Annotated in this window: 18 protein-coding genes; 10 read left to right on the forward strand and 8 right to left on the reverse strand. The window is 63.2% G+C overall.

Annotated elements, in window-relative coordinates:
- Window positions 1-71 precede the first annotated feature (71 nt).
- Window positions 72-494, forward strand: coding sequence for an HIT domain-containing protein (locus tag C6V82_RS13835; protein ID WP_102587417.1), 423 nt, complete (start codon window positions 72-74; stop codon window positions 492-494).
- Here the strand turns inward: C6V82_RS13835 and C6V82_RS13840 are convergent.
- From C6V82_RS13840 to C6V82_RS13855, 4 genes are all read right to left on the reverse strand, one after another.
- The gene (locus C6V82_RS13840; protein WP_102587416.1) at window positions 491-1,498 is read right to left on the reverse strand and encodes a nickel/cobalt transporter; all 1,008 of its coding nucleotides are present in this window, start codon (window positions 1,496-1,498) and stop codon (window positions 491-493) included. The genes C6V82_RS13835 and C6V82_RS13840 overlap by 4 nt on opposite strands.
- Window positions 1,489-2,109: a DUF1007 family protein gene (locus tag C6V82_RS13845; protein ID WP_102587415.1), complete on the reverse strand. Its 621-nt coding sequence runs from the start codon at window positions 2,107-2,109 to the stop codon at window positions 1,489-1,491. The genes C6V82_RS13840 and C6V82_RS13845 overlap by 10 nt, the downstream gene beginning before the upstream one ends.
- Before the next feature lie 185 nt (window positions 2,110-2,294).
- A complete protein-coding gene (locus tag C6V82_RS13850) occupies window positions 2,295-2,666 on the reverse strand; it encodes a hypothetical protein (protein WP_102587445.1) in 372 nt (123 codons plus the stop codon).
- 8 nt (window positions 2,667-2,674) lie between these two features.
- Entirely contained in the window at window positions 2,675-3,214 is a 540-nt protein-coding gene (locus tag C6V82_RS13855) for a hypothetical protein (RefSeq protein ID WP_102587414.1), read from the reverse strand.
- Between the two features lie 125 nt (window positions 3,215-3,339).
- Here C6V82_RS13855 and C6V82_RS13860 point away from each other — a divergent pair, with 125 nt between their 5' ends.
- From C6V82_RS13860 to C6V82_RS13870, 3 genes are all read left to right on the forward strand, one after another.
- Window positions 3,340-4,476, forward strand: a complete 1,137-nt coding sequence (locus tag C6V82_RS13860) for a glycerate kinase (protein ID WP_102587413.1) — start codon at window positions 3,340-3,342, stop codon at window positions 4,474-4,476.
- Between the two features lie 151 nt (window positions 4,477-4,627).
- Window positions 4,628-5,101, forward strand: a complete 474-nt coding sequence (locus C6V82_RS13865) for a Dps family protein (protein WP_102587412.1) — start codon at window positions 4,628-4,630, stop codon at window positions 5,099-5,101.
- Window positions 5,102-5,329: 228 nt separating this feature from the next.
- Window positions 5,330-5,713: a hypothetical protein gene (locus tag C6V82_RS13870; RefSeq protein WP_102587411.1), complete on the forward strand. Its 384-nt coding sequence runs from the start codon at window positions 5,330-5,332 to the stop codon at window positions 5,711-5,713.
- A gap of 42 nt (window positions 5,714-5,755) precedes the next feature.
- On the opposite strand, the gene C6V82_RS13875 is transcribed toward C6V82_RS13870, so the two are convergent.
- Window positions 5,756-7,216 carry an aminoacyl-histidine dipeptidase gene (locus tag C6V82_RS13875; protein WP_102587410.1) on the reverse strand — a complete coding sequence of 487 codons (1,461 nt, stop codon included), beginning with the start codon at window positions 7,214-7,216 and terminating at the stop codon, window positions 5,756-5,758.
- A 92-nt stretch (window positions 7,217-7,308) separates the two neighbouring features.
- A complete protein-coding gene (locus C6V82_RS13880) occupies window positions 7,309-9,480 on the reverse strand; it encodes a tRNA(Met) cytidine acetyltransferase TmcA (protein ID WP_102587409.1) in 2,172 nt (723 codons plus the stop codon).
- Window positions 9,481-9,871: 391 nt separating this feature from the next.
- On the opposite strand from C6V82_RS13880, the gene dctP reads away from it, so the two are divergent.
- From dctP to C6V82_RS13900, 4 genes are all read left to right on the forward strand, one after another.
- Window positions 9,872-10,975, forward strand: a complete 1,104-nt coding sequence (gene dctP, locus C6V82_RS13885) for a TRAP transporter substrate-binding protein DctP (protein ID WP_102587408.1) — start codon at window positions 9,872-9,874, stop codon at window positions 10,973-10,975.
- 111 nt (window positions 10,976-11,086) lie between these two features.
- A complete protein-coding gene (locus C6V82_RS13890; protein WP_102587407.1) occupies window positions 11,087-11,590 on the forward strand; it encodes a TRAP transporter small permease subunit in 504 nt (167 codons plus the stop codon).
- Window positions 11,587-12,915: a TRAP transporter large permease gene (locus C6V82_RS13895; RefSeq protein WP_102587406.1), complete on the forward strand. Its 1,329-nt coding sequence runs from the start codon at window positions 11,587-11,589 to the stop codon at window positions 12,913-12,915. The genes C6V82_RS13890 and C6V82_RS13895 overlap by 4 nt, the downstream gene beginning before the upstream one ends.
- A gap of 452 nt (window positions 12,916-13,367) precedes the next feature.
- Window positions 13,368-14,975 (forward strand): ABC transporter permease, encoded by a 1,608-nt coding sequence (locus C6V82_RS13900; protein WP_102587444.1) that lies wholly within the window; start codon window positions 13,368-13,370, stop codon window positions 14,973-14,975.
- Here C6V82_RS13900 and C6V82_RS13905 read toward each other — a convergent pair.
- The gene (locus tag C6V82_RS13905) at window positions 14,892-16,013 is read right to left on the reverse strand and encodes an ABC transporter ATP-binding protein (RefSeq protein WP_102587405.1); all 1,122 of its coding nucleotides are present in this window, start codon (window positions 16,011-16,013) and stop codon (window positions 14,892-14,894) included. The two genes, C6V82_RS13900 and C6V82_RS13905, sit on opposite strands and share 84 nt — an antisense overlap.
- 291 nt (window positions 16,014-16,304) lie before the next feature.
- Here C6V82_RS13905 and C6V82_RS13910 point away from each other — a divergent pair, with 291 nt between their 5' ends.
- Window positions 16,305-17,333, forward strand: coding sequence for a Fe(3+) ABC transporter substrate-binding protein (locus C6V82_RS13910; protein WP_102587443.1), 1,029 nt, complete (start codon window positions 16,305-16,307; stop codon window positions 17,331-17,333).
- A gap of 82 nt (window positions 17,334-17,415) precedes the next feature.
- Here C6V82_RS13910 and C6V82_RS13915 read toward each other — a convergent pair whose 3' ends face one another.
- Window positions 17,416-18,321 (reverse strand): LysR family transcriptional regulator, encoded by a 906-nt coding sequence (locus C6V82_RS13915; RefSeq protein WP_102587404.1) that lies wholly within the window; start codon window positions 18,319-18,321, stop codon window positions 17,416-17,418.
- A gap of 199 nt (window positions 18,322-18,520) precedes the next feature.
- Between C6V82_RS13915 and C6V82_RS13920 the strand changes: the two genes are divergently transcribed.
- Window positions 18,521-19,888 (forward strand): uracil-xanthine permease family protein, encoded by a 1,368-nt coding sequence (locus C6V82_RS13920; protein WP_102587403.1) that lies wholly within the window; start codon window positions 18,521-18,523, stop codon window positions 19,886-19,888.

Consider the following 19,888-nt stretch of genomic DNA (forward strand, 5'->3'; position numbering starts at 1 on the left):
GCCAGGAAAACTCAACCGTTCGGCTGTGGCATCATGTGGCGGACTCTGCGGGTCTTCATATGGAGAATCAGATGGGCGATTTCGAGATTGACGAGCGTCTGGCAAACGACACTTACCCGGTCACCGAGCTGCCGCTGTGCCAGCTGCGGCTAATGGATGACGCGCGTTATCCTTGGCTTGTGCTGGTTCCTCGTCGCCCGGGGGTCAGCGAAGTCTTTGAGCTCGATGAACAGGACCAGCAGCAATTGTGGCGGGAAGCCACCGCGATTGGCCGCGCCATGATGGCAATGTTCGAGGGCGACAAGCTCAATATCGCAAGCCTTGGCAATGTGGTCGCCCAGTTGCACGTGCACGTGGTGGTCAGGCGCCGGGATGATGACAGCTGGCCGGCGCCAGTATGGGGACGAGGCGAGGCCCTGCCCTACGACCTGGAGGCCCAGGGAGAGATGCGCGAGCGGATTCTTGCCGAGGTCGAGGGGCTGGAACTCGGCTAAGGAGAAAACGGGTGGGATGACCCGCTACGTGTTGGTGGTTCGCCAAGCAAAGGAGCGCTTGCCGGCTGGCTGGCGCCGGTCACGGTGAGCGAGACGCCCAAGGCAACGATGGCCAGCCCACCCACCAACGCGGCCCAGCTCAGAGCCCGCCTGGCTCGCCCGAACGTACCCTGCCCAACCAGGCGGCGTTCCGCCCAGCCCCGCGCAAACACGCTTGCCAGGGCCAGCGCCGAGACACTCAAGGCAGTGCCCAGCGACATCACCAGCACCGCTGCCACGCCCACCATGAAGTTGCCAAGCAACGTGGCAGCCCCAAGCAACAGCACCGCACCACTGCAAGGGCGAATGCCGATCGCCACCACCGTTGCCAATGCCGTTCGCCAGTCACTGGCGCGGCTCGGATCGACATGGTGGTGGCCGCCACAGCACGCGTGGTCATGTTCATGGACATCATCATGGGCACGCTGCGACAGCTCCTGCGTTACGACCTTGGGTAGCGGGCGGCGCAACTGGCGAACCGCACGCAGGCATAGCCACACACCAAGCAGTGCCACCATCACGAAGCTAGCCTGCTCTACCCACGCCACACTACCCATCGCCTGCCGGGTCAACCACCCCAGGCCATGCACCAGCACCAGTACCAGGGCGATGGCCACTCCCCCTTGCAGCAAAGACGCCGCAAATGACAGCGCCAGTGCACGGCGACGCGCGCCCCCCTGGGTCAGCAGATAGGTGGTGATCACCGCCTTGCCATGACCCGGGCCCGCGGCATGGAAAACCCCGTAGGCGAAGCTGATGCCGAGCAGGCCAGACCAGGTCGCGGCACCGGGTGTGCCGGAGAATTCGCTGATGGCGAGCGTCAAGGCGCGGTGAAACTCACGCTGCCAGGCGACCAGTTGCAGGCTCAACCCCTGGAAGGCGTCCTGCAGCAACAGCGGATAAGCAAGCCCCATCAACAAGACAACCGACAACAGCAAGAGGCTTCGCTTCATCGTCACTGGCATGTCACTTCTCCGGTCTCGGCGAAGTGGCGGCCCAGGCCCGGCTGTGCCTGATCATCGACATCAAGCATGGCGGCTTCCATGATGCGCTCGGGGTTCGGGTCCGCGGGCAGTATCCGGGTGTCACACTGCCGGTCGCCGGCAACGACCAGCGCACCGGGTGCAGGAGCGTCATCTTGGGCCTCATGCACCATCTCGAGGTAATAGCTTGGATCGAAAACCTGGTAGCGCAAGGTGTGTTCAGCGAATTCGAGTGGCTGCGACAACGGCAGCAGGAACACGAACTGCACGCGACCATCACGCTCGAGCACGGTGTACTCGCTGACCTCTTCGAAGCTGACAGGCTGGTCATCGACATGCAGCTCGGTGAAATAGCCGTGGCCCGAGAGATTATCGCGAATCTCCGCCCCCAACTGGTCAAGCCCTGCCTCAAGGCTATCCTCACCAGCGGCATGGCCGAGCTCCTCGAGAATCACCAGGCTATAGAACGGATCCATGCTCCACGACTGATGGAGCGCCTCGAGGCGGCCCTGGTCATCGAGAACCAGGCGCATGCGCAGATCAATCCAGCCGTGGGGGTGCGCCTGTACGGCCACGGGTAACGACAACAACATGGCGCACAACACCAATGGGGCACACCGCCTGCAACGGGTGGTTGCCAAGGCCCGGCGATATAATAACGAAAACATGGCGTAAGATGTTCGAATCACGTAGGGCACCAGAGCAATGTTGGTTCTCAAGACGTTGGTTCTCAAGACGTCGGTTCTCAAGACGTCGGCTCTCAAGACATCGACGCGCCTCAGGGTAACAGGTCGAGTCGGTTCTGAATGTCCATCAACAGTGGATCCAGGGTCCAGGGTGGCATGGCTCGCCCGCCTCGCGTGGCCACCATGCTCACTCTGCTACCCTGCCCCTCGGCCCTGACCTGCACCTGGAGTCGGTAACCCGGCCAGCGCGAAAGCAACGCCTCCAGCCGCCCAAGGTCACTATCGGCGTGGCGGATTACGTATCCACGTGTGATCAATGTCTCCGCCGATGCGCGCAGCGTCTGCTCAGGCGACGCGGTCAGGCTCAGTTCGCGCGGGTCGATGACCTGTGGGGAGCTGGCACAGCCACCCAGCAACATCACGAGCAGTGCGGCGATCCAGCCACGATTCAGGACAAACCTCATGAAGCCCTTCATGAAGCACCCCCTGCGCCGATGCCTTGGCGCAGGCGTTGGCAGAACTCGCTGTCACTCCCGTTTCGCGACTCGACAAGTTCGCCTCGCCAGTCGATCAACTGGATGTCGCGACTGACCCTCACGTCAGCCTCCCCGGAAAGAACCGAGACTCGCTCGAGCTGGGTGGCATCGCGGGTCAGGCTTCCGACGCCACCAAAGCCGATCATCACGCCACTCGCAACGCCCCCGCGACCACCGCCAACCCCCACGCTGCCAAACATTCCGGCGCGCTCCCAAGGGTCGTAGCGGTCACCATAGCCGGGCAGAATGCGCGTGCGCTCGGCGCTCACCAGACCCAGCGTCAGGTCGGTATGGCGAATCAGGAAGCCCTCGGCCTCCAGTGCCGAGACACTGCGTCGCAGCGACTCCTGGGGAGAGGCATCCGTGGCTTGCCAGCGGCACTCCGCCGCAGGCGCCGGCGAGGCCACCGGTAGTTCGGTCGGGGCTGTCTGGCAGCCGGCAAGCACCAGCAGCAGGGGCAATGGCCAGAGGCGCATGGGCATTCTCCGTAGGTCTAGCTGAGAAGTGTACGCATCGCGTCACCTGAGCGAAATGCCCGAGGCTTCAGTGTGCGGCCCCGTGCGGCTAAGCTTGGGTGAGATTCCCCGACACGAGCACCTAAATGAAGATCGTCATCTGCCCGGATAGTTTCAAGGACGCCCTGCCCGCCGAAGCGGCTGCCCACGCCATGGCCTGCGGAATTCGCCGTATTGCCGCTGACATCGAAACTGTCGAATGCCCCCTTGCCGATGGCGGTGAGGGCAGCCTGGATGCACTGCTCGCCGCTACCGGTGCAGAACGCTGCAGCACCAGGGTTCACGATGCGCTGGGCCGCCCCACCACCGCCGCCTGGGGTTGGCACGCCGCCAGCCGCACCGCCTATGTGGAACTGGCCGAGGCCAGTGGCTTGCAACAGCTCACACCCAACGAGCGGACCGCATTGCACAGCACGACGCTGGGCGTCGGCGAGCTGATCCTGGCGGCACTGGATGCCGGTGCTACGAAGCTTCTGCTGATGCTCGGCGGCAGCGCCACCAATGATGGCGGCGCCGGTATGCTCAGCGCATTGGGAGCGCGGTTGCTGGACGCCAGCGGCCAGCCCCTGGCGCCGGGTGGCGCAGCACTTGCTGAGCTTGGCGAACTCGATATCTCGGGGCTCGACCCACGCCTGACCACCCTTGCCGTCGAGACGGCGGTGGACGTCGACAACCCACTGCTGGGCGAGCGCGGCGCCACCGCGGTGTTCGGCCCGCAGAAGGGAGCCTCTTCGGAGGATGTCCAGCGCCTGGATACCGCCCTGGCGCGCTTCGCCGACTGTGCCGCCGAGGCACTGGGCGAGGATCACCGCGACCTGCCAGGCGCCGGCGCCGCCGGCGGCATGGGCTTCGCGGCCCGCGCCTTCCTGGGTGCCAGGTTGCGCCCAGGGATCGAGCTGATCATGGCCCAGGCAGGCTTCGAGGCGCTGCTGGAGGGCGCCGACCTGGTCATCACTGGTGAAGGTCAGCTCGATGGTCAGAGTCTCGCCGGCAAGACGCCGGTTGGCGTATCACGCACCGCCAGCGCCAAAGGCATCCCGGTCATCGTGCTGGCCGGCCGCCTGGCCCCCGGCTGGCAAGCCGCCTTCGACGAAGGGGTCACTGCCGCGTTCGCCCTGGCCGATGGGCCGATGGCACTCGAGGAAGCGCTGGAGCGCTGCGCCGAACTGCTCGCCGACCGTGCCGAGAGCCTGGTGCGCCTGCTGGTGAAAACTCGCCCTTGAAATGGTGCCGGGTCGTCGGCACCTCGTGAATACAAGCACGCTATGGACGCCATGACGAGAATTCACTCTTCACCTACATGGTGCCGGAGTAAACTAACGCCATCGTCTAGCGTGCTCACCCTCAGTGCACTGCGATCAAGGAGGCATCCGCATGAGCCAGACCAATTCCATCGGCCTGCACGAAGCAAGCGCCAGCCAACTGGCGGAAAAGCTCAACGAGCTTCTTGCCAACTACCAGATCTTCTACATGAACGTGCGCGGCTATCACTGGAACGTGAAGGGCTCACAGTTCTTCGAGCTTCACGCCAAGTTCGAGGAACTCTATACGGACCTTCTGACCAAGGTCGATGAAGTGGCGGAGCGCATCCTGACCCTTGGCCACCAGCCGGTTCATGCCTACAGCGACTATGTAAAAATCGCAAAGATCGCCGAGGACAAGAACGTCAGCGACGGCGAGGCCTGCGTGCGCGGCGTGCTGGCCGGCTACCAGAGCCTGATCGAACTGCAGCGCGAGATCCTGTCGCTTGCCTCGGATGCCGATGATGAAGGCACCGCCGCGCAAGCCGGCGACTATATCCGCGAACAGGAAAAGACCGTGTGGATGCTCAATGCGTTTCTTGGCTGAACGGCATCGGTTGACGCCAGCCTGAACACCCATCCTGATGTGCTTGACGACACCGCCAGCAGGCGGTGTCGTTGTTTGGGGTCAGCGCGAGAGGATTGTGAAGACAATCGACAACGCCCCCGAAACAGCGTCATGTAGGGTATTGGCCAGGGTGCGCGGGGGTATACTTTCTTCAGGGAACGCAGGGGTCATCCCACACCGTCTCGTCATCGACCCTGGAGGAAGCCCATGAAATCGTTACTGATGATTCTGGCCGTTGTCGCCATGAGCGTGATGATCAGCCTGCCGGCAATGGCCGACCGCCACCGCCATGGCGGCCACAAGCCGCAGGTGCATCACCACTATCATCATCACGATCACCGCGCCGAACGCGGCAAGCACCACCGCCGGCATCATGCCAAGGCACCCCATCGCTACCGGCAGCATCGCTCTGTCTCACGGCGCGGGATCGGGCAGCGTGACTACGATCACGGCAAGCATTGGCACCGTGACAGGCCTCGCTACCACGACTACCGTCGTGATGACCGTCGCCGGGACTACCGCGGCCATACCGATATTCCGCTGGTCACCGTTGGCGGCTACCCGGTGATCAGGGTCCAGGTAAACCACTGATTGGGCCGCTCCGGTTTGACGAAGCGGATTGCCATGTCCACTTCAGTGCTGTGCCAAGTCTTCTACCAGCGCCCGCAGCAGATCCCAGAATTCCGTCACCGAGGCAAGCTCGACCCGCTCATCGGGGGAATGAGCACCGCGAATCAGCGGGCCGAAGGAGATCATCTCAAGGTGTGGATACTTGCCACCGAGAATGCCGCACTCGAGACCGGCATGGATCACCTTGATCTCGGGATCGCTGCCCAGGCGCTGGCGGTGCAGACGGCAGAAGCGCGCAAGCAGTGCGCTGTCGGGCTGCGGCGTCCAGCCAGGATAGGCGTTCTCGACCCGGGTGCGGGCACCGATGAGCTCGAACAGTGCAGCGAGGCGGTCCGCCATGTCGTGAGTGGCCGTATCGCGCAGTGAGCGCACCAGCGAGCAGAGCATGAATCGCCCCGCCGCAAGGTTCACCACCCCCAGATTGTTCGAGGTTTCGACCACACCGGGTAGTTGCGTGCTCATCCGCTCGACCCCGCAAGGGGCGGCATGCAGCGCCGCCACCAACAGATGACTGGCTTGCAGGGTCAGCGCTTCACCTGGGGGTTCGTCCAGCGCCGCCAAGGTCAGGATGAGCTGGTCATCCACACCGGCAAGTTCGCGGCGAAGCTCGGCCTCGAGTGCCTCGACGCACTGAATCGCCCCCGCAAGCTCGTCGGCGGGGAGCACCAGCGTGGCGAAGGCTTCGCGAGGCAGCGCATTGCGCAGGGTGCCACCGTGATAGTCGCATAACCGCACACCCGAACCCTGGAGGGCTCGCAGTACTCGTACCAGTAACCGGTTGGCGTTACCCAGCCCCTTGTGGATGTCGATGCCGGAGTGGCCGCCGCTCAGCCCGGTGAGCGAAAGGCGCGCGGAGCGTTCTCCCTTGGCCGCGGCGGCGCTGGGAAGTTGCGCCTCAACCAGCACATCGGCACCACCCGCACAACCGATGTAGACCTGCCCACGGTCCTCCGAATCGAGATTGAGCAGCACGCGCCCATCGAGCCACCCTTCGGCCAGCGCCAACGCCCCTCCCATGGACGTCTCTTCCTCGAGGGTGAACAAGGCCTCCAGCGGACCATGGATCAGCGATTGATCCTCGAGAATCGCCAGTGCCGCCGCCACACCGAGCCCATTGTCGGCACCAAGCGTGGTGCCATGCGCACGCAGCCAGCCATCAGCTACCCATGTGTCGATGGGGTCCAGGGTGAAGTCGTGGGGGTGCTCAGCATTGGCCTGGGCCACCATGTCCAGATGCCCCTGCAGGATCACCCCGGGGGCTGACTCATGGCCAGGGCTTGCCGGTTTGCGAACACGCAGATTGCCGTAATCGTCACGGTCATGAGCCAGGCCCAGCCGCTCGGCCCATTGCTCAAGCGTGGCGACCAGCGCCGCTTCGTGGCCCGAGGGTCGCGGCGTATTGCACAGGGTGCGAAAGTGGCGCCATACGGGCCGGGGTTCCAGCTGGTCGAGGTGTGCGTTCATCGGAGTCCTCATCACGGTCAATCGCACTACTCTAGCCATCGGCTCGCGGCCGGGAAAGCCAGAATTGGGGGCAAGCCGGGTTCAAGACAAGTTCAAGCCTGAGATCGGGCCAGCGCAACGGCAAGTCTCGCCACCGCCCGGCGCAGCGATTCAATCGCCTGACGGCGGCCTGAAACATGCCAATGGGCGGCAAGCCAGGACACGCCACGGCCTTGAAAGGCCCAACCCGCCAGTGCCACAAGATCAGGATCATCGAACACGACGTCCGCAGCCAGTACCCGTCGCACCAGTGCCTGCAGCGCCGGGCGTGCCAGGGCAGGCTCGCGGTGGCCATGGGCCACGTCGTCGATATCGCGACGGTCCTGCTCGGTCAGCGGGGCGGCTGGGCCCTCGGCGAGCAGTGCCACGACCACCTCCGGTGCCAGCTCACACAGTTCGAAAGCCAGCAACCCCGGCAATGCACGCTGGAAATTCTCGGTGAGCGCCTCGACGAGACGCTGCCCGCTTTCGTTGAGCGGCACGGCCACCATCAGCGCATGCTCGCCGGTGGCCGTTTCGCGGGTCAGGCCGAGACGCAAGGCACGAAACCCCTGGGCGCGCCAGAACGCCATCAGCGCCGGGTCGGCGCCGAAGCTTGCGCCCAGCAGGTCGAGCCCTTCGTCACGCGCGTGTTCACGCTCGCGTTCGATCAATTGCCTGCCAAGACCGCAGCGCCGCGCATCGGGGTGTACGGCGATGCGTTGCACTCGGCGCAGATGCCCTTGAAGGGCATCACGGCTGCCGGCATGGGCGGCCAGCGATTGGGCCATCAGGTGGCCGCGTGGACGCCGTTCGCCACGCGCCACCCGCTCGGCCATGCCGGCATCGAAACCACCTTCATCGTTGGTGATCAGTACCGCCACCGGCAACTCATGTCGGTTCAGGGTCACCACGCCCACACCGGGGGCGTCCAGCAGGTGGCGAAGATCCCCTGGCGTGGTGCGGTAGTGTGCCTGCACCAACAAGCCGAAACTAGCCCGAAGTAGAGGCTCATCATGTGCCAAGCGGCCACGTTCATGGCGCAGATGGACATACTCGCCAGCATTGGCGGGCATCACAGGCTCGGCATCGAGCATCAGCATGCGGTTGACCAGCGGCTCCAGCGGGTCGTCCGCTGACCAGCGAATCGGCTGGTCGAGGTGGAGGGCCTGCCAATCGGGTGTGTGGCGCTCCAGCTTTACACGAAAGCGCAGCGCGAACCCCCGGCCCGAGCCTTCATAGCCGTGCACGGTGGTGACAAAGGCAATCCGCGGAAAGGCAGCCAGCCACTCAGCGAGCATGGCCGCCGGCAAGGCCGCCGCTTCATCGACCAATAACCAGCTACCCGGCCCGCCGGCCTTGCCGGCGCGCACCTGGGCAAGCAACTCGTCCGGCGCCAGGAACTCCACCGAGGCACTGTCGGAGGAGAACCGGTTGGCGCGGCGCTGGCCTGTTGGGCACAACACAGTCAGTCGTTCGAACAGCGCTTCCAAGGCGCTGGGGGCTGGGGCTGTGACCAGCAGATCCTGGCCACGCGCCAGCAGCCTGGCGCAGGCGATGCCCAATCCAGCACTCTTGCCGCGCCCTCGATCAGCGGTGACCACCAACGGCCTGCGGCGGCGCAAGCGTGTCAACTGCCAGACCATGCGTGCCTGATCGTCGGTCAGGCAGTCGGCATCCGTGCTTGTCGTCGCAGGCGCGGGTGAGTGGCCGGCATACACAGGCAGTTGTATCGGCCGGGCGGCAGGCCAGTGCACGATTCGCTGGTCCTCACCCAGGCAGCGGCAAAGCCTTGCCAGGTAGTGTGATGACAGGGACTTGGTACGCCAGGGGTGCACTGCCAGGCGCTGGTAGTCAGCATCCGGGTGAGCTCCCCACTCGGTGGGCGTCATCAGCACCAGCAGGCCACCGGCGCGCAGCGTGCCGGCAAGGGCACCGAAGGCATCGGGGTCGAACCCCGCCTCGGCGGACACCGCGTCGAACACCAGCAGATCATGCTCACCCCCCAGCCGGGTTCTCGCCTTGGCGGGTGGCAACCACTGCTTGCAGGCCAACTCCTGCGGAGCATGAGGCGCCACCCAGAGCGGCGCCTGCCAGGGCCCGGCCCGCCATATGGCAAGTGCCCGCCGATGGCAGACCGCGGAGTCGCCGGAGAGCCAGGCAAGCCCTCGCCAGCGCCGGGACGCCAAGTGGCTGGCATGGCACAGCAGGGCATCGATAGTATCCCGCATTGCCGGGTCGATCATTGGCGCGCCACCTCGATCGGCTGAACTTTAGTCGCAGGCCCCAAGGGCATTCAACGTTGTGATCTCGCCCTGCCGAGCCTGGTAAGTAATTGATTCACTCTAACAAGATATTGATCATCATGGCTTTATTCTTGATGAATCGAGAAGCCGATCAAACATAATTACGCTTACGTAAACTGCTGATCGTCAGTATCCTCGTCACTGGCCCACTATCGATCAAGACAGCGAGGGCGTGCTAGCTTGAATTCGCTGCCTTGCCTGCCCATCCGGTCAGACGCTCAGGTGGCCAGGTTCAGGCTTTTCAGGCAACGCTACCCCCTTCCGGGGCACACCTTCACGATTCTTGTGTCTTCTCGATCAGCACCAACAAGTTCATTCAGGGAGCACCGACATGAAGAAAATGACCCGATTCACCCTCACCGGCCTCGCCGCCGGTGTGGCGCTGGCCACCCTTGCCACCACTGCCCAGGCGCAGGAGCAGTGGACCATGACCACCACCTGGCCGGACAACCTGGACCTGATCAAGATCGATCAGCACTGGGCTGAGCTTGTCAACAAGCTGGCCGGAGACGAGCTGCAGATCGAATTCCGCGCCGGCGGCACCTTGATGCCCGGCACCGAAGTGTTCGACGCCACCGAAACCGGCAGCATCGAAGCCGCCGGCGACTGGCCCGGCTACTGGGCCGGCCGCAGCCCGGCGTTCTCGCCGCTGGCCACCACCACCAGCCTGTTCAATGGCGTCGACTACCTGAACTGGATCATGCAGTGGGGCGGCTGGGATCTCTACCAGGAGGTCTACGGCCAGTACAACATGGTCTACCTGCCCTACGGCATCACCAACAACGAATCCGGCTTCCGCGGCGGCACCCCGATCGAGAGCCTGGCCGACCTGGAAGGCAAGCGTGTTCGCCTCTCTGGTCGTGATCAGGGCCGCGTACTCGAACAGCTCGGTGGCTCCCAGGTCACCCTGGCCGGTGGCGAGATCTACCAGGCCATCGAGCGTGGCGTGGTCGATGGCGCCGAGTTTTCCACTCCCGGGGTCGACTACAACGCCGGCTTCTCCGAAGTGGCCGACTACTGGTCAGTACCGGGCTGGCACCAGTCCGCCAGCGTATTCGGGGTGATGATCAACCAGGATGCCTGGGACGCCCTCTCCGAGGAGACCCAGGAGAAGCTCAAGATCGCCGCCGAAGCCACCATGGCGTGGTCGCTGGCCTGGTCCGAGCGTGAATCCACCGATGGCACCGTCAAGTTCCTCGAGGACGGCACCGAGATCAACCAGCTCTCCGACGAGGATCTCGCCGAGATCCAGCGGATCACCAATGAGGTGATTCTCCAGGGTGCTTGCGAGGATCCGATGCACGCCAAGATCTACCACTCCATGGTCAGTTACCTGGATCACTACGCCAACTGGCGCGATATTTCCGTGCCGTACAACATGAGCCGTGTCACCGACGACCTGCCGTCCCTCGAGGAACTCGAGGCCTGCATGTAAGGTGCAGTAATCTGCAAGTGATGATGTGCATTGAGTGACGCGTCGTCACCGGTTCGCCGGTGGCGACGCTCATGTTCTGCGAATCCATCCCGATTCCCGAGATCCACGACCATGAATGCCATTGCCAAGGCAATCGACACCTTCAACGAGTGCTTCGGGCGCCTGGTCGCCCCGCTGCTCGCCGTGATCACCGTGATCGTGATCTACGACATCGCCATGCGCTTCTTCCTCGGACGCCCCAGCGACTGGGCCTTCGATATCACCAAGATGCTGTTTGGCGCCCATTTCATGCTGATGGCCGCCTATGGGCTTCGCCATCACGCCCATGTCGAGGTCGACGTGCTCAAGCGACTGCTTTCCCGTCGCAAGCAGGCCGCCGTCGAACTGCTCGGCTATCTGATCTTCTTTGTGCCGTTCATCTGGATGCTCTTGACCTACGGCTGGAGCTTCTTCGAACGCTCCTTCAGCCGCAGCGAAACCACCTACGGCATGATCGCCATTCCCGTCTATCCGGTGAAGGCCGTCATCGTGGTGGCCGCCGTTTGCCTGCTGCTGCAAGCCATCGCCATCGTCATTCGCGCCGTTCAGGAACTGCGCAAGGAGGCCTCGGCATGAGTGCGGAAATGCTTACCCTGTTCATGTTCGGCGGCCTGCTGGTGGGGCTGTTCATGGGCCATCCGCTGGCCTTCGTGCTAGGTGGGGTCGCCGTGCTCGGCGCTCTGTTCGGCCCTGGCATCAAGATGCTCGGCACACTGATCAACAACATCTACGGCAATGCCATGGACAACTATGTCCTGGTGGCCATCCCGCTGTTCGTGTTGATGGCGCGCTTTCTCAACGATTCCGGGGTCACCGAGCGCATGTTCGATGCCATGCGCCTGCTGCTGGCCAACCTGCGTGGTGGGCTGGCACTGACCGTGGTCATCGTCTCGGTGCTGCTGGCCGCCACCACCGGCATCGTCGGCGCCTCCATCGCGGTGATGGGCATGATCGCCCTGGTGCCGATGCTCAAGTACAACTACAACAAGGAACTGAGCACCGGGGTCATCATGGCCAGTGGCTGCCTGGGCATCCTGATTCCGCCAAGCATCATGCTGATACTGATGGCCAGCTACTCGCCGGTGTCGGTGGGCGCGCTGTTCGCCGGTGCGCTGATTCCCGGCCTGATGCTCGGGGTGATGTACGCGCTCTATGTGCTGATCATCTGTTTCTTGAAGCCCTCCTACGGGCCGCCGGTACCGGCAGCAGAACGCGCCGAAACCTCCACGGGTGAATTGGTGGTCATGCTGCTCAAGTACGTGCTGCCACCGATGGCGCTGATCCTTGGCGTGCTCGGCTCACTGTTCACCGGCATCGCCACCGCCACCGAAGCCTCGGCGATCGGCGTGGCTATCGCCTTCGTGCTGTTCCTGATCTTCGGTGACCGCAAGCTTTCGACCTGCTACCGCACGCTGATCGATGCCAGCAAGACCACCACCATGGTGATGCTGGTGCTGGTCGGCGCCACCGCCTTCACCGGGGTGTTCTCGCGCGGCGGCGGCATGGACGTGATCCACAACGTGGTGACGGCAATGCCAGGGGGCACCATCGGGGCCCTGGTACTGATGCTGTTCCTGGTGTTCATCCTCGGCATGTTCCTCGACTGGACAGGCATCGTGCTGCTGAGCTTCCCGATCATGCTGCCGATCGTCGAGTCGATGGGTGTGGATGTGCTGTGGTTCGTGGTGATGGTCGCGGTGGTGCTGCAGACCTCCTTCCTCACCCCGCCGTTCGGCTACGCGCTGTTCTACCTGAAAGGCGTGGCACCGCCAGGGGTCGAGATCATCGACCTCTACAAGGCGGTGATCCCGTTCTGCGCATTGATCGTGCTGGCATGCCTGCTGATGGCATTTTTCCCGGCACTGGTCACTGGGTTGCCATCGATGCTGCTGGGCTACTGAGACAGGCAACGGCAAGACACGCGCCCGCTATCCCCGGATGGCGGGCGCGTTGCGTTATGACATATGCGTCGTGGGACAAGCACCGTGAGATGCCGGACTATCGCAGTTAGCCGTTTCACTCGGTGCTGAACCGTCGACAGGACTGCGAGGAGGCGCGGTGAACCCGTCCCTGGGCGCTACTTTTGCCATCCATGGCAAAAGACCTCCTCTTCGACCTGTCCCCGGCGCCCCTCGTGATGCCCAACTGCGATTGTCCTGCCTGTGAAATGGGCAATGGCTGCGGAAGAGAACAAGAACTGATATCATTTCGTGATTGATTCAACCCTATTTCCAACTGCAGGGCATCGCCTCTCGCAGGGCATCGCAAGGAGACTCGCTTGTCTGGATTTGCCAGCCGCTGGCTGCCAAGCGTTGCCGGCCTTTTCCCACGCCGCGTAAGCCCCTGGACCCTGATGATCTTCGTCGTGGCGCTTATCGTAGCGCTACCGGTGCTCACGGTACTCGCGCATATCGTCATGCCGACCGAAGGTGTCTGGCGCCACTTGGCAAGCACGGTGCTAGGCCGCTACCTGACCAATACGCTGATCCTGGTGGTGACGGTAGGCCTCGGCACCCTGGTGATAGGCACCGCAACGGCGTGGCTGGTGGTCATGTGTCGCTTCCCGGGGCGGCGCGTGTTCGAGTGGGCCCTGCTGCTGCCGCTGGCAGTGCCCACCTATGTGATTGCCTATGCCTACACTGACTTCCTGCAGATCGCAGGTCCATTCCAGAGTGCGCTGCGAGAGTGGTTCGGCTGGAGCGTCGGTGATTACTATTTCCCGAGCATTCGCTCGCTGGGCGGCGCCGCGACCCTGATCACCCTGGTGCTGTACCCCTACGTGTACATGCTGGCCCGGGCCGCATTCCTCGAGCAATCGGTGTGCGTGCTGGATGTAGGTCGCACCCTTGGCCATGGCCCCTGGCGGCTGTTTCGCAGCGTCGCCATGCCGCTGGCGCGGCCAGCTATCGTCGGTGGGGTCTCGCTGGCGCTGATGGAGACGCTCAACGAGTTCGGCGCCGTGCAGTTCTTCGGTGTGGATACCTTCACCACGGGGATCTACCGCACCTGGTTCGGTTTGGGTGAACCGGTTGCCGCCGCACAACTCGCCGCCTGCCTGCTGGCCTTCGTGATCACTCTGGTACTGCTGGAGCGTTGGTCACGCGGCAAGCGGCGCTACTTCCATACCACCAATCGCTACCAGCAGATTCCCGAGTACCGGCTGCATGGCATGCGCGCTTTCGGCGCTTTCCTCGCCTGCGCCCTGCCAGTGCTGGTGGGCTTTCTGATCCCCGCCGCCATTCTCGCCCAACTGGCCCTGACGCAGGGCGACGCCCAGTTGGGCACCCGCTTCATCGGTTACGCCTGGAACAGTCTCACCCTGGCGGGTATCGCGGCGGGCGTGGCGGTCGGGCTGGCGCTGCTGCTGAGTTATGGCACGCGCCTGAACTCGAGTCCGGCCACCCGCCTGGCCACCCGCGTTGCCTCGATGGGCTACGCGATTCCAGGCTCGGTGGTGGCAGTGGGTATCCTGATCCCGTTCGCCTGGCTCGACAGCACGCTCAACACCTGGCTGCATGCCCACACCGGCGAGATTGTCGGACTGATCTTCAGTGGTTCGGCATTTATTCTGATCTACGCCTACGTGGTGCGCTTTCTGGCCGTGTCGTTCAATGCCGTGGAGGCAAGTCTCGGCAAGGTCACCCCCAGCATGGATGCCGCTTCACGCACCCTGGGCCAGAGCCCCGGGGGTACCCTGCGTCGCATTCACACGCCAATCATGCGCGGCAGCCTGATGGCGGCGGGGATCCTGGTATTCGTGGATGTAATGAAGGAGTTGCCGGCCACCATCATCCTGCGACCGTTCAACTTCGATACGTTGGCCGTGCGGGCACACAGCCTGGCCTCGGACGAACGTCTCGCCGAAGCCTCGACGGCCTCACTGGCCATCGTGGCTGTGGGCATACTCCCGGTGATCCTGCTGAGTATCGCCATGCGCCGCTCGCGTCCCGGCTCCCAGTGAGGGAAAGACGAAGACCTGGGAAAGATCCAGGCTAATATCGACCGCCTGGCCCGTGGCCGGCAGAAACACGCCAGGCACCCTGGCGTGCATATGCGACTCCTGCCCTGATGCACCATGGGCACAGATATGCAGCAAGCTGCTGCGACCCAATAGCTTGGCCATCAGCACATGACTGACCTGGTGGTCTCCCGCGTCGTCCTTGCGCTCCTGAATGATCAAGGCCTCCGGGCGAATCATGACCCGGGCCTGGCTACCCTCGGGCAGCCAGCTTGCATCCACCTGCCCCACCGGGGTCGCCACCTTGCCCTCACGCACTTCGCCTTGAAGCTCATTGACCTCGCCGAAGAAGGACACCACGAACGGCTCACATGGCGTGCAATAAAGCTCCCAGGGGGTGCCGGTCTGGACGATCCGACCATCGCGCATCAGGGCGATGCGGTCGGCCATGAACATCGCTTCTTCGGGGTCGTGTGTCACCAGCAGCGTGGCGGCCCCTACCTGCTTGAGCACGTGTAGCGTGTCATCGCGAATCTGATCGCGCAGCCGCGCGTCCAGGCTCGAGAAAGGCTCATCGAGCAACATCAGGCCAGGGCCCGGCGCAAGTGCTCGCGCCAGGGCCACGCGCTGCTGCTGCCCCCCCGAGAGCATGTGCGGATAGACCTTGGCATAGTCGGCCATGCCCAATTGCTCGAGCAACTTCATGCCACGCCGCTGCCGGTCGCGGGTGGGCAGTTGGCGCAGGCCGAAGGTCACGTTGTCGAGTACCGAGAGGTGGGGGAACAGCGCCGAGTCCTGGAATGCCAGGCCGACGTTGCGACGCTCGGGCGGCAGGTGCCGGCGACCGGGAGCCGCGACCTGCTGGCCTTCCAGCGCCAGGCTGCCATGCTGCAGTGCCTCGAGCCCAGCGGCGATACGCAGCAGGGTCGTCTTGCCGCACCCGGAAGGTCCCAGCAGGCAGACGACCTCCCCTGGAGCCACCGTAAGGTCCACACCGCTGACCACCTCGATATTGTCGTAGGCGTGATGCACATCGTGCATCGACAACACCGGCGACTCAGCAGCAGCCGTTGTCGGAGCGGGCTTGGAGTGGGATCTCGACATCTTGGCAACCACGCTAGTTGAATCCATCCCACCATCATACGTCATCGGCGCCCGCCAATGCAGGTGAAAACAAGTTGCATTCCGAATCTGTATTCGCCCTTGACGGAAGCATGTCGACACGCTTCAATAGCCAAGAGTGAAATGCAAAGCATTATCATTATTATGAAGCTTTCGCTTACAGCCATTTTTCATGACGCTATCATCAACAACGCCGCAGAGGTGACCAACATGACACAGCGCGCTCGACTCGCTGCCCCGCTTCTCGCTGCCCTGGCAGGTTCGACCTTCGCCACTGGCGCATTCGCCGACGAGCTGAACCTCTACTCGGCCCGTCACTACGACTCCGATGAGGCACTCTACGAGGCGTTCACCGAGGAAACCGGCATTGAGGTCAACGTGCTGGAGGGTGACTCCGACCAGCTCATCGAACGGATCAAGCGAGAAGGCATGGCGAGCCCGGCCGACGTGATGATGACCGTGGACGCAGGGCGCCTGTGGCGCGCCGAAGAGGAAGGCATCTTCCAGGGCGTGGAATCCGACGTGCTGAACGAGCGCCTTCCGGAAGCCATGCGTCATCCCGAAGGCCTGTGGTTCGGCTTCAGCCAGCGCGTACGCGCCATCTACTACAACCCGGAAACCGTCGACCCGAGCGACGTTGCCACCTATGAGGCGCTGGCGGAGCCGGCCCAGGAAGGCAAGGTGTGTATCCGGTCTTCCAGCAATATATACAACCAGTCGCTGCTGGCGTCGATGATCGAGCATCATGGCGCGGAAGCCGCCGAGGAATGGGCCCAGGGCGTGGTCAACAACATGGCGCGCGACCCCGAAGGTGGCGACACCGACCAGATTCTCGGCGTGGCAAGCGGCGAGTGCGATATCGCCGTGGCCAACCACTACTATTACGTGCGTCTGCTTGAATCCGACGATGAGGCCGACCGCGAAGCCGCCAGCAAGGTCGAGATCCTGTTCCCCAACCAGGATGACCGCGGCACGCACGTCAACGTCGGTGGCGCCGGTGTGGTGGCCGATGCCCCGAATCGCGACAACGCCGTGCGCTTCCTCGAGTTCCTTTCCTCGGATGCGGCCCAGGAGATCTTCGCCCAGGGCAACAACGAATTCCCGGTGGTCGAAGGCATCAGCATGAACGCCGTGCTCGAGTCCTGGGGCGAGTTCAATAAGGATGATCTGAACATCAGCGTGCTTGGCGAGAACAACCCCGAAGCAGTGCGCATCTTCGACCGCGCCGGCTGGCGTTGAGGGTATGACCACCACTACCTGAAGACAGGTTGATCCAAGACCCGCGGCGCAGTTAATGCTTCGCGGGTCTTTTTATTTATCATCAAGGCTCGATGGCCATCATGGCTTCCCGCAATTGCTCGGCGAGTACCGCGATGGCCATCGGCAGTGCACGGTCGCCATGACAACACAGCGTCAAACGTGCCTTGGCGATATGGTGATCCAGCAGGGGCTTGAACTGCAGCTCGCCATGAGCCAGCTCCCTGGCGATGTCGAGCCGGTTGAGAAATGCGATGCCAAGCCCTGCACGGGCCAATGATTTCAAGGTCAGGATGCGATTGCAGGAAGCCAATGGCTCGAGCTCGATATTGGCTCTTACCAGTACCTGCTGCAGCGTCGAGCCATGAAACATATCCCTGTCAGGCAACAGTGCGGGATAGGGAACGCAATCCCGCAACCTCAGCGCCTGGTGTTCCGCCAGCGGGTGATCCGGCGCCACGACCGCGCCGAACTCGAGCGCCACCTGCTCCATGAAGCGCACCCTAGGGGTTACCGGGGGATTGATGCACAGACCAATGTCGGCATCTCCCTTGAGCACCTGATCGAGAATCGTATCGGTCAACCCCGTCATCACCACGAAGCGCACGCGGGGAAATCGCTCGCGAAAGGAGCCGAGCACGCGCGGAAGCAACTGGTCGGTTAACGACTCGACAGTGGCGATCCGCACCTCGGCACAGCCGGTACCGCGGATTTCTCCAAGGTACTCCTGCAGGCGGCGCTCATCGCGTTGCCACTGGCGTACCTGATATAGGATCAACTCTCCCGCCGGCGACAGGCGCAGCCCGCGCGGCAAACGCTCGAAGAGCGGCACACCCAGTTCATCTTCCAGTTTGAGAATCTGACGATTGACGGCCGATGCCGCGACATGCAGGCGTTCCGCCGCCTTGCGCAAGGACCCTTGCCGCGCCACTTCCTCGAAATAGCGCAACCCCGGCAACAGCATATGCATGTGGTGTCTCCCGCTGCCTTGCCTGACAACCTTACCGTTGCCATTTCGGCAACGCTAGATACTAAATATCATTATGGACTAGAACAGACGAGCCCGGCTAGGGTTCCCTTACCGGCGGATGATGTCACCTGCCGAGACGATGTCCCTGCATCACAACAGTGATTCACAACAACGATTCACAACAACAAGAGGAACAGCCATGAACACCACTCCAAGGCCACCCGATTCGGCGGTGGAACCCGTGGATGAACGTCTGCCGATTGGCACCCAGTTGCTGTACGGGCTTCAGCATGTCCTGGTGATGGCGGCAGCGCCGATTACCGCGGCCTTCCTGATCGGCCACACCCTCGACCTGTCGGATGACGTCACCGTCGGCTTGATGAGTGCGATCTTCCTGGCCTGTGGCCTAGCCGGCATTCTCCAGTCGGTGGGGCTATTCGGCTTTGGTGCCCGATTGCCCTTCGTGCAGGTGCCGGGCGGCGCCCCCTTGGTGATCTTTCTGGGCATCGCCCAGGCCACCGACCTGCAGACCGCGTCCGGTGCGGTCATTCTGACCGGGCTCTTCTATTTCCTGGCGCTACCCTTCTTCACCAGGTTGCTGAAGTTCTTCCCGCCGATCGTGATCGGCACCATGCTGCTGCTCGTGGCGGTCAACCTGATCCGTATCTTTGGTGGACTGATCACCGGGCGCCCCGAGTCAGAGGGCTTCGCCAGCATGGGCAGCATTGGTCTGGCGCTGGTCACCATCGGCTGCACCGTGGTCTTCTCCCGGGTGTTTTCCGGGATGTGGCAGCGTATCGCGGTGATGCTTGGGCTGCTGGCCGGCGCCGCCATCGCCATTCTCAGCGGCGCCATGACCTTCGAGAATGTCCTTAACGGCCCGCTGATTGCCGTTCCCCAGCCCTTCCCCTTCGGCATGCCGACCTTTGACCTGTTCGCTTCCCTGCCGCTGATCATCTTCTGCGTGGTATCCATGACGGAAGCGACGGGCCAGACCCTGGCAACCGCCGAGATCGTCGGCCGCAAGGGAGACCACAAGGCCATCGTGCCCCGCAACATCCGTGCCGATGCACTGGGCTCGATCGTCGGTGGCTGCTTCGGCACGTCGCTGATCATCACCAGTGGCGAAAACATCGGTATCATCCGCGCCACCGGGGTACGTTCCCGCTACGTGACCATCGCGGCCGGCGCCATGCTGGTGGTTCTCGCGCTGTGCGCGCCCCTGGGCCGGCTGGCACATGCCATTCCCAGCGCCGTGGTGGCGGGTACCGCCGTGATCGTGTTCGCCATCATCGGGGTGATGGGCATCAACATCCTGCGTCGTGTCGACTTCAATCAGAACGGCAACATGTTCACCCTGGCATCGGCTCTCGCCATGGGCCTGCTGCCCATCGTGGTGCCTGGTTTCTATAGTGCCTTTCCCTCTCACCTGCAGATCGTCCTCGGCAATGGCCTGGCCATGGGCACGCTGACCGCAGTCGTAGTCAATATCCTCTTCCACCACCTGGGCAGCTCACGGCAACGCGAAAACGCGAGCACTCTCGACACTGCACCCGAAGGAGAATGA

Origin of the sequence: Halomonas urumqiensis (assembly GCF_003028575.1) — a bacterium.
Classification (GTDB): domain Bacteria; phylum Pseudomonadota; class Gammaproteobacteria; order Pseudomonadales; family Halomonadaceae; genus Halomonas; species Halomonas urumqiensis.

What these genes read in the sequence shown, in the direction of transcription:
- C6V82_RS13835 (WP_102587417.1), top strand. Translation starts at nt 72, where the DNA reads ATGGGCGATTTCGAGATTGACGAGCGTCTGGCAAACGACACTTACCCG.
- C6V82_RS13840 (WP_102587416.1), bottom strand. Translation starts at nt 1,498, where the DNA reads ATGCCAGTGACGATGAAGCGAAGCCTCTTGCTGTTGTCGGTTGTCTTG.
- C6V82_RS13845 (WP_102587415.1), bottom strand. Translation starts at nt 2,109, where the DNA reads ATGTTGTTGTCGTTACCCGTGGCCGTACAGGCGCACCCCCACGGCTGG.
- C6V82_RS13850 (WP_102587445.1), bottom strand. Translation starts at nt 2,666, where the DNA reads ATGAGGTTTGTCCTGAATCGTGGCTGGATCGCCGCACTGCTCGTGATG.
- C6V82_RS13855 (WP_102587414.1), bottom strand. Translation starts at nt 3,214, where the DNA reads ATGCGCCTCTGGCCATTGCCCCTGCTGCTGGTGCTTGCCGGCTGCCAG.
- C6V82_RS13860 (WP_102587413.1), top strand. Translation starts at nt 3,340, where the DNA reads ATGAAGATCGTCATCTGCCCGGATAGTTTCAAGGACGCCCTGCCCGCC.
- C6V82_RS13865 (WP_102587412.1), top strand. Translation starts at nt 4,628, where the DNA reads ATGAGCCAGACCAATTCCATCGGCCTGCACGAAGCAAGCGCCAGCCAA.
- C6V82_RS13870 (WP_102587411.1), top strand. Translation starts at nt 5,330, where the DNA reads ATGAAATCGTTACTGATGATTCTGGCCGTTGTCGCCATGAGCGTGATG.
- C6V82_RS13875 (WP_102587410.1), bottom strand. Translation starts at nt 7,216, where the DNA reads ATGAACGCACACCTCGACCAGCTGGAACCCCGGCCCGTATGGCGCCAC.
- C6V82_RS13880 (WP_102587409.1), bottom strand. Translation starts at nt 9,480, where the DNA reads ATGATCGACCCGGCAATGCGGGATACTATCGATGCCCTGCTGTGCCAT.
- dctP (WP_102587408.1), top strand. Translation starts at nt 9,872, where the DNA reads ATGAAGAAAATGACCCGATTCACCCTCACCGGCCTCGCCGCCGGTGTG.
- C6V82_RS13890 (WP_102587407.1), top strand. Translation starts at nt 11,087, where the DNA reads ATGAATGCCATTGCCAAGGCAATCGACACCTTCAACGAGTGCTTCGGG.
- C6V82_RS13895 (WP_102587406.1), top strand. Translation starts at nt 11,587, where the DNA reads ATGAGTGCGGAAATGCTTACCCTGTTCATGTTCGGCGGCCTGCTGGTG.
- C6V82_RS13900 (WP_102587444.1), top strand. Translation starts at nt 13,368, where the DNA reads ATGATCTTCGTCGTGGCGCTTATCGTAGCGCTACCGGTGCTCACGGTA.
- C6V82_RS13905 (WP_102587405.1), bottom strand. Translation starts at nt 16,013, where the DNA reads ATGCACGATGTGCATCACGCCTACGACAATATCGAGGTGGTCAGCGGT.
- C6V82_RS13910 (WP_102587443.1), top strand. Translation starts at nt 16,305, where the DNA reads ATGACACAGCGCGCTCGACTCGCTGCCCCGCTTCTCGCTGCCCTGGCA.
- C6V82_RS13915 (WP_102587404.1), bottom strand. Translation starts at nt 18,321, where the DNA reads ATGCATATGCTGTTGCCGGGGTTGCGCTATTTCGAGGAAGTGGCGCGG.
- C6V82_RS13920 (WP_102587403.1), top strand. Translation starts at nt 18,521, where the DNA reads ATGAACACCACTCCAAGGCCACCCGATTCGGCGGTGGAACCCGTGGAT.